Consider the following 6,364-nt stretch of genomic DNA (forward strand, 5'->3'; position numbering starts at 1 on the left):
CGGTGAAACCCGTACTGCTACTACGAGCCGTAGAAGCGGAGCTGGTGCCCGGATGGACGTCCTCCCCACCGACCGTTGCGCCGCGGGTCTGGCGGCCACCGCGGGCAGCGTCGCCGCGAACGCGCAGCCGATCACCGCCGCGTTCTACCGGCGGCTGTTCGCGGCCCACCCAGAGCTGCGCGCCCTGTTCAACGACGGCAACCAGGCCACCGGCCGGCAGGCCCGGTCGCTCGCCGCGGCGCTGGTCACGTTCACCGGGCACCTGCTCGGCGAACCCGGCCCGCCGGTCGACGCCGTCCTGCGGCGCATCGCCCACCGGCATGCCTCGCTCGGCGTCGCGCCCGGCCAGTACCCGGTCGTCGGGACGCATCTGCTGGCCGCCATGGGCGAGGTCCTCGGCGCGGCGATGACCCCCGCCGCGCACGACGCGTGGGACGAGGCGTACTGGCTGTTCGCCACCGCGCTCGTCGCCGAGGAGGCCCGGGTCTACCAGCGGATCGGCGCGGACCCCGGACATCCCTGGCGCCCGTGGCGGGTCACCGCCCGCACGGTGGCGACCCCGGAGGTCGTCTCGTTCGACCTCGTGCCCGTCGGGCCCGACCCGCTGCCGGGCTACCTGGCCGGCCAGTACGTGACCGTCGCCGTCGAGCTGCCCGGCGGCGACCGGCAGGCCCGCCAGTACAGCCTGTCCCGGGCGCCGGGGACGGGCAGCCTACGGATCACCGTGCGCCGGGTGCCCGCGGTCGGCGACGCGCCCGCCGGCGCCGTCTCGTCCCATCTACACGACCGGGTCAACGTCGGCGACGTGCTCGACGTCAGCCCGCCGGCGGGGGACGTGACCCTGGCGCCGGGCACCGGGCCACTGGTGCTTCTCAGCGCGGGCATCGGCATCACCCCGATGATCGCCATGCTCGGCCACACCGCCCGGCTGCGCCCGGAACGCACCGTCGTCGCCGCGCACGCCGACCGCTGCCCGCGCCACCACGCCCTGCGCTCCGACCTGCTCGACGCCGGCGCCCTGCTGCGCGACTTCCACCTGCACACCTGGTACGACGACCCCGCCGACGCCGGCACGGTCACGAACGGCGAGGTCGCGGCGGGTGAGACGCGCCACCACGGCCCGATCGACGTCGGTGCCCTGCCCCTGCCGGAGGGCGCCCGTGCCTACCTGTGCGGGCCGCTGCCGTTCATGCGCGACGTGCGCGCCGGCCTGCTGGCCCGTGGCCTGCCGCCGGAGCACATCCGCTACGAGATCTTCGGTCCCGACCCGTGGGCGGGCACGCCGCCCACGGACTGATTCCCGTGCCCGTGCGGGTGCCGGCGATCCGCTCACGCGCCCGTGCCGGCCGCCTGAGCGCACCTCTGGGCACCGGACGACGAAAGGGTCCGATCCGCCGTGCTGTACTGCCAACCATGACGCTGCGGACTCGACTTCGGCACCCCGAGGGCCACGCCGCCCAGCGGGCCGGCTGGCTGCGCGCCGCCGTGCTCGGCTCGAACGACGGCCTCGTCTCGACGTCGAGTCTCGTGGTCGGGGTCGCGGCGAGCGGCGCGTCGGGTGGCGCGATCCTCACCGCCGGCATCGCCGGGCTCACCGCCGGCGCGCTGTCGATGGCCGTCGGCGAATATGTCTCCGTCAGCGCGCAGGCGGACGTGGAACGGGCCGACCGTGCACTCGAACAGGCCGAGCTCGAGGCGACCCCGGCAGCCGAGTTCGCCGAGCTCACCGGCATCTACGAGCGGCGTGGCCTGCCCCGCGACCTCGCGGAACAGGTCGCCACGGCGCTGACCGAACACGACGCGCTCGCCGCGCACCTGCGTGACGAGCTGGGCCACAACGAGATCAACCGCGCCCGCCCGTTGCAGGCCTGCGCCGCCTCGGCGGGCAGCTTCACCGCGGGCGCGCTGGTGCCCTTCGCCGGTCTGGCGGCACCGGCGGGCTGGCCCCGGATCGTCGGCGTCGTCGCCGTCACCGTCGTCGGCCTGGCCGTGGCCGGCGCACTGTCCGCGCGCACGGCGGGCACCCCGCTCGGCCGCCCGACGCTACGGGTCGTCCTCGGCGGCTGCGCGGCGATGGCGGCGACGGCCCTGGTCGGCCTGCTCTCCGGTACCGCGACCGGCTGACCGCCAGGTATGCCCGATACGGATCGTTGTGCATGGGTGTCTACACTGCCGGCCGTGAAGACCATCATCATGGGCACACTGGCGATCGCGTGCCTGTTCGGCTGCAGCTCGACGGCCACACCTGCCACCACCGCCACTCCCACCACGGCATCGGCGGTCGCTCCCACCGCACCCAGCGTGGACGCGTCAGCGATTCGCTCGCGGTTCCCGGCGCTGGCCGGATGGACCGACGCGAAGGTTCAACAGGCAGTCGGCAGCCTCTGCCAGGAGATCGCTTCCGGCAAGGACGACACCACCATCATCAACAGTGCCACCCAGCAGTTCGAGGTGAACCCCGCTACGGCCACCCAGCTTGTGGAAGTTGTCCGCACCGGTTGCTGACCGAGCCTCAGCCGCGATACCGATCACGGTCGTCAGGGCGACTCCGTTCGTCGGCCGGCGCGGATGGCCGCGGCAGGGGTGAGCGGGCAGTCCCCGCAGGTCCCGCCGCGCCGGGTTCGGTAGAACAGGCAGCAGCTTCGCCGCACGAAACTCGACGGGTCGAGCCCGCCAGCACGGTCGCGCCCCCAGCGCCCGGCGCCCTCGAGCGGCGCCCGGCGCAGAACCTCGGCGGCAAGCCCGCGCGGGGACGAGGCCGGGAACGATGCTGAGGCCGGGAACGATGCTGAGGCCGGGAACGATGCTGAGGCCGGGAACACAGCGGCCGGCGGGGCGACACCGGCGGCCGACTCCGCGGGCGTGCCGTCGAGGACGCGGACGGCGCCGACGAGGGCGGAGGCCGCGTTGCCCCACAGCAGACCCTCGGCCAGCCGGGTGACCGCGCGCAGCGCCGCCGCCATCGGCCGCAGGTGTCCGTCGACGACGGCGGCGAGGAGCAGCGTGGCCGCCGTCGGCAGATCGCCCGGGTCCGCCGGGCGCCAGCCACCGACGTCCGCGAGCAGCAGCCGGGTCGGTGAGCCGCCCACCGCCTCGACGCCGAGCAGGTCCGCCGGCAGGTCGGGGACCGTCCCACCCCGCGCCCAGCAGCCGAGCGCGACCGACCACAGCCGGGCGGCGTAACCGAGGAAGAGCGTCGAGGCGGCGACCCGCGTCTCCGCGGTGCCCATCCGTTCGGCCAGCTCGGCGACGGCGCGGACGAGAGCCGCGCGATCTCCGTACAACGCGGCGGCGCTCAGCACGGCCCGCGGCAGGCGCTCGGGCTCGGCGAGCGGGCCGGCATCGACCGCGTCGATGGCCCAGGTGACGATGTCGCGGTCGTGGTCGGTGAGCCGGCCGGTGAGGTCGGTGTGCGGGTGGCGGCCGAGGCCGACGAGTTCACGTCCCCGGCCGAGCGGGAGGTCGACCCGGTCGGTCAGCACGACGCCGACCCGGCGGGCACGTTCCCGCGGGTGCAGCCGGCTCAGCTCGACGCCGTCGAGGAGAACACCGCCGGCCAGCGGCGGCTGCAGCCCGGCGACGGTGCGCAGCAACGTGGACTTGCCGGTGCCGTTCGGCCCGAGCAGGACGGTGAGCTCCCCGCGCCGCGCGACGGCGCCGAGCCCGGTGAGCACCGCGACGGCATGCCGCCCCTGGCGGTAGCCCACCGTCAGGTCGACGAGCCGCAGCGCCGCCTGGGCTCCGGTCGGGTCCATCAGGCGGTCCTGGCGACGGTCGAGCTGGCCCGCAGCAGCACCGCGACGACGATCGGCGCGCCGACCAGCGAAGTCACGATGTTCACGGGCAGGGCGAGTCCGGTGCCGGGCAGCTGCGCGACGATCGAGCAGAACAGGGACACGATCATCCCCGTCAGGACGCAGGCCGGCAGCAGCAGGCGATGGTCGGCGACGGCGAGCAGACGCCGGGCCAGGTGCGGCACGGCGATCCCGGGGAAACTGATCGGCCCGCAGAACGCGGTGATGGCCCCGGCGAGCAGCGACGCGCCGAGCAGCGTGGCGGCGCGCAGCCGCCGCACCCGCACGCCGAGCGTCTGGGCGTATCGCTCGCCCAGCAGCAGGGCGTTGAGCGGCTTCATCGACGCGAACGCGACGAGCAGGCCGGCGCCGACCGTCGGCGCGAACACCGTCAGGTCGCCGGGCGACACCCCGGAGTAGCTGCCGAGCTGCCACCTCCAGTACTGCAGGGCCCGCTGCGGCACGGTCCAGGTCAGCAGCAGCCCGACGAACGACGACACCGCCAAGGCGACGATCACACCGATGACCAGCAGGGTCACGATGGACCGCACCCAGCGGGCGAGCAGCAGCACCGCGCCGAGCATGACGGCCGCGCCGAGCGCGCCGGCGGCGACGACCCCGAGCCGGCCGGTGCCCAACGCGCCGGCGGCGAACGATCCGGCCGACCCGCCGGCGCCGGCGAAAACCCGGGGAGCACTGCGGGGTCGACGAAAAACAGAAATCACGGGCGCGCGCACGCGGACCGCCTCTCCAACACCTCGTGGAAGGGTCACTGGTGCCGTGGCCGGTCTCCTGGCTGACGGGAAACGCCTTCCGGCCTGCCTTCCCGGGCGACTGTGCGCCGCCCAGTGACCTCCACGCGAAGACCGCGCGGAATCGGCCGGAAAATCCCGAACACAGTGGCGAGGGCCGCGCCGGCGTCACACCGGCTTCCCGAGCACCACGGCAAATGAAATGCAGAACACGCCGTCGCCACGGCCGGAGGCTGATCCGACCGTGGCGACGGCGACGGCGACGGCGACGGCGACGTGCGGCGGGGGGAGCGACCCCCCGCTCAGCTCAGCCGGCGGGTGTCGGCGTGGGCTCGGTGGTCGCCGCTTCGACGCGTGCCGTGCTGGCACGACGCGCCGGGGCGACGGCGAGCCGCTCGGCGAGCGCCCCGAAACCGAGGGCGATCGTCGACCAGAGGATCAGCTGGCTGATCACCGAGTAGAACCGGAACTTGAACAGCACGTCCGCGGGGAAGCCCGGGTAGACGATCCGCCCGTCGGGCGCCTGCAGCGGCTGGGGCGTCTCGGTGGCGAAGTCGCCGTACTCGGCCTTGTTCGAGGACAGGTGCCCGAACGCGGGCAGCAGGCCCATCGCGATGGCGACCAGCACCAGGAAGACCACCCCGGCGAGCAGGCTGGCATTCCACGTGCCGACCCGCCCGGCGAGCCAGCGCCCGGCCACGATCGCGAGTCCCATCGCGATCACCGACACGGCCACCATCGTCACGTACAGCGCGCTGCGCGCCCCGATCGTCTCCTCGTGCCCGATGGCCGGCGGGTTGGCCGGGTACTTCGCGAACGGCACCAGGTACAGCGAGACGAACCCGGCGGCGGCGAGCAGGCAGGCCAGCACCCGCGGCCGGACGTCCGGGTATCGGCGGGAGACGATCAGGTAGGCGACGACGAAAAGCCCACCGATCGCCAGGCCGAACACCGCCATACCGACGCCGATGCCGACATTGCTCTGCACGGACCGGCTGAAGAGCTCGGCGCCCTCGTGGCCGGCGTGGTGACCGGCGGCCGCGTCGAGCGCGGACTGCGCCTCGTCCCGGCCGGACTCGTAGTCGATGGCGTCCTGGATGAAGGGCTCAGCGAAGATGCGGGCGAAGACGAACGCCAACAGCCCACCGAGAAGTCCTACTCCCAGGCCGCGGTAGATGTATCGGAACTCCATCGCGCGGCCCCCGGCTCAGTGGCAGGGGAAGCCGAGGAAATGACGCGCGTCGTGCACGAACTCGTGGATGTGGGTATCCGAGCCGAACAACGACGTCGCGCCCTGGTCGACGCCGATGAAATACAGCAGCAGCAGCGACAGCAGCGCGGTGAGCCCGAGAGCCGCCCGGCGGGCGGTCAGCGGGAGAGTGATCGACCGAGTGTCGGTCTGGGCCACTGGCGTGGTCATGCGGAGCCTCCTGAGGGATCGTGCGTCCCGGTTACGGGCGTCCTGCGTTCAGGTCTGACTCCCAGGCACCATCCGACCGCACAGCGCGGGTCGGACGGGGCCGGTCACAGTGGCGCGACCGTGCCGGAATCTCACCGGCTTCATCACACAGGCGATCGGAGTATGCGGTTCGGAGCGGCACCCTGTCAATGGGCCCGAACTGCGCAAACAGCACATCTAGCCCGATCAAGGACCGATCGGTGCTGGCCGCGGGCCACGATCGGCGAACAGGGCGACTCGTGGTCCGCACGCGATCAGTGGGGTGCGGACCGCGACCGGTGGTCCGCGGGGACCGCAGGGCCGGCGGTACGCCGCGTGACGGTGGCCCGTACGTCCTCGGGCAGGACGCCGAGGGCCGC

7 protein-coding genes and 1 riboswitch are annotated in these 6,364 nt (G+C 73.7%); of the genes, 3 read left to right on the forward strand and 4 right to left on the reverse strand.

Going from position 1 to position 6,364, the window contains the following annotated elements:
• The first annotated feature begins 52 nt into the window (after nucleotides 1-52).
• From MXD58_RS17200 to MXD58_RS17210, 3 genes are all read left to right on the forward strand, one after another.
• Nucleotides 53-1,297, forward strand: coding sequence for a globin domain-containing protein (locus MXD58_RS17200; RefSeq protein ID WP_248837282.1), 1,245 nt, complete (start codon nucleotides 53-55; stop codon nucleotides 1,295-1,297).
• A gap of 116 nt (nucleotides 1,298-1,413) precedes the next feature.
• Complete coding sequence (locus MXD58_RS17205) at nucleotides 1,414-2,124, forward strand: VIT1/CCC1 transporter family protein (RefSeq protein ID WP_248837281.1); 711 nt, start codon at nucleotides 1,414-1,416, stop codon at nucleotides 2,122-2,124.
• Between the two features lie 36 nt (nucleotides 2,125-2,160).
• Nucleotides 2,161-2,505: a hypothetical protein gene (locus MXD58_RS17210; RefSeq protein WP_250609552.1), complete on the forward strand. Its 345-nt coding sequence runs from the start codon at nucleotides 2,161-2,163 to the stop codon at nucleotides 2,503-2,505.
• A gap of 32 nt (nucleotides 2,506-2,537) precedes the next feature.
• Here MXD58_RS17210 and MXD58_RS30350 read toward each other — a convergent pair whose 3' ends face one another.
• The 4 genes from MXD58_RS30350 to MXD58_RS17235 all read right to left on the reverse strand — a co-directional run bounded on the left by MXD58_RS30350 (nucleotide 2,538) and on the right by MXD58_RS17235 (nucleotide 5,966).
• A complete protein-coding gene (locus MXD58_RS30350; RefSeq protein ID WP_284678493.1) occupies nucleotides 2,538-3,755 on the reverse strand; it encodes an ATP-binding cassette domain-containing protein in 1,218 nt (405 codons plus the stop codon).
• Entirely contained in the window at nucleotides 3,755-4,531 is a 777-nt protein-coding gene (locus MXD58_RS17225; protein WP_250609554.1) for a FecCD family ABC transporter permease, read from the reverse strand. The genes MXD58_RS30350 and MXD58_RS17225 overlap by 1 nt, the downstream gene beginning before the upstream one ends.
• Before the next feature lie 28 nt (nucleotides 4,532-4,559).
• Nucleotides 4,560-4,754, reverse strand: a riboswitch (cobalamin riboswitch).
• 99 nt (nucleotides 4,755-4,853) lie between these two features.
• Nucleotides 4,854-5,738 (reverse strand): CbtA family protein, encoded by an 885-nt coding sequence (locus MXD58_RS17230; protein WP_248837278.1) that lies wholly within the window; start codon nucleotides 5,736-5,738, stop codon nucleotides 4,854-4,856.
• A gap of 15 nt (nucleotides 5,739-5,753) precedes the next feature.
• Nucleotides 5,754-5,966, reverse strand: a complete 213-nt coding sequence (locus MXD58_RS17235) for a CbtB domain-containing protein (RefSeq protein WP_248837277.1) — start codon at nucleotides 5,964-5,966, stop codon at nucleotides 5,754-5,756.
• Nucleotides 5,967-6,364 lie beyond the last annotated feature (398 nt).

Origin of the sequence: Frankia sp. AgKG'84/4 (assembly GCF_023242965.2) — a bacterium.
GTDB lineage: Bacteria > Actinomycetota > Actinomycetes > Frankiales > Frankiaceae > Frankia.

Bases quoted from the DNA above. Each gene is read 5' to 3' on its own strand.
- MXD58_RS17200 (WP_248837282.1), top strand. From the start codon at position 53: ATGGACGTCCTCCCCACCGACCGTTGCGCCGCGGGTCTGGCGGCCACC.
- MXD58_RS17205 (WP_248837281.1), top strand. From the start codon at position 1,414: ATGACGCTGCGGACTCGACTTCGGCACCCCGAGGGCCACGCCGCCCAG.
- MXD58_RS30350 (WP_284678493.1), bottom strand. From the start codon at position 3,755: ATGGACCCGACCGGAGCCCAGGCGGCGCTGCGGCTCGTCGACCTGACG.
- MXD58_RS17230 (WP_248837278.1), bottom strand. From the start codon at position 5,738: ATGGAGTTCCGATACATCTACCGCGGCCTGGGAGTAGGACTTCTCGGT.
- MXD58_RS17235 (WP_248837277.1), bottom strand. From the start codon at position 5,966: ATGACCACGCCAGTGGCCCAGACCGACACTCGGTCGATCACTCTCCCG.